This is a genomic window from Streptomyces lycii (assembly GCF_009735685.1).
In the GTDB taxonomy this organism is placed as follows: Bacteria; Actinomycetota; Actinomycetes; order Streptomycetales; family Streptomycetaceae; genus Streptomyces; species Streptomyces lycii.
The window spans coordinates 1-921 of record NZ_WHPN01000107.1 but is presented as its reverse complement, the minus strand read 5'-3'; the positions used below and the strand labels follow the sequence as shown (position 1 = coordinate 921).

Here is a 921-nt window from a genome sequence, read left to right as displayed (position 1 = left end):
GCCCCCGGCAGCGCTCTCTGCCACGGTGATCTGCATCTGGGGCAGCTGGTGCGGTGCCCGGACTGGCTGCTGATCGACGTGGACGACCTGGGCCTGGGCGACCCGGCCTGGGATCTCGCCCGCCCCGCGGCCTGGTACGCCGCCGGGCTGCTGAGCCCGGACGAGTGGTCCCGCTTCCTCGGCGCCTACCGTGCCGCGGGCGGCCCGGCCGTGCCCGCGCACGGTGACCCGTGGCCACGGCTCGACGTGCCCGCGCGCGCCCTGACGGTCCAGTCGGCCGCGATCGCGCTGGCGAAGGCGGCCGCGTCCGGACGCGGCCCGGACGAGGCGGAGGCGGCGCTGGTCGACGCCTGTGTGCGGATCGCGCAACTGCCGGCGGAACCCGGCCCGTGGCCGGAGACGTCACCCGTAGGGTGAACTCAGCGCCCGTGGGGGGTTCTTCACGGCGATGCCGAACAGAGGAGCTGAACCGATCATGCAGTGTCCCAAGTGTCACGCGCCGATGCACACCTACAACCGCAACGGCGTCCAGATCGAGCAGTGCAGCGGCTGCCGGGGGATCTTCCTGGACTACGGGGAGCTGGAGTCGCTGACCCGGCTGGAGACACAGTGGTCACAGCAGGCTCCGCCGCCGGCCCCGGGCCCCGGCCCCGCCCCGCAGGCCTACCCCGCCGCACCGGCCTGGGGCGCGCCCCACCACGGACAGCACGGACACCACGGGCAGCACGGGCAGCACGGGCACTACGGCCACCACCGGCAGAAGAGCTTCGGCCGGATGCTGTTCTCCTCCTGAGGCTCCGCGAAGAACCGGCGGAACGCCGAAGGGCCGGAGCATCAGCTCCGGCCCTCCGGCGTGGTGTGGACGATACTGGGATTGAACCAGTGACCTCTTCCGTGTCAGGGAAGCGCTCTCCCGCTGAG

Annotated in this window: 2 protein-coding genes; both read left to right on the top strand. The window is 72.9% G+C overall.

What is annotated here, in order from left to right; genetic code table 11:
- The coding region (locus GCU69_RS04930) for a phosphotransferase family protein (RefSeq protein ID WP_156205224.1) at positions 1-417 on the top strand (417 nt) is incomplete at its 5' end.
- Positions 418-475: 58 nt separating this feature from the next.
- The gene (locus GCU69_RS04925) at positions 476-793 is read left to right on the top strand and encodes a TFIIB-type zinc ribbon-containing protein (protein WP_156205223.1); all 318 of its coding nucleotides are present in this window, start codon (positions 476-478) and stop codon (positions 791-793) included.
- Positions 794-921 lie beyond the last annotated feature (128 nt).

Coding starts and splice junctions, on each gene's coding strand:
- GCU69_RS04925 (WP_156205223.1), top strand. CDS start 476: ATGCAGTGTCCCAAGTGTCACGCGCCGATGCACACCTACAACCGCAAC.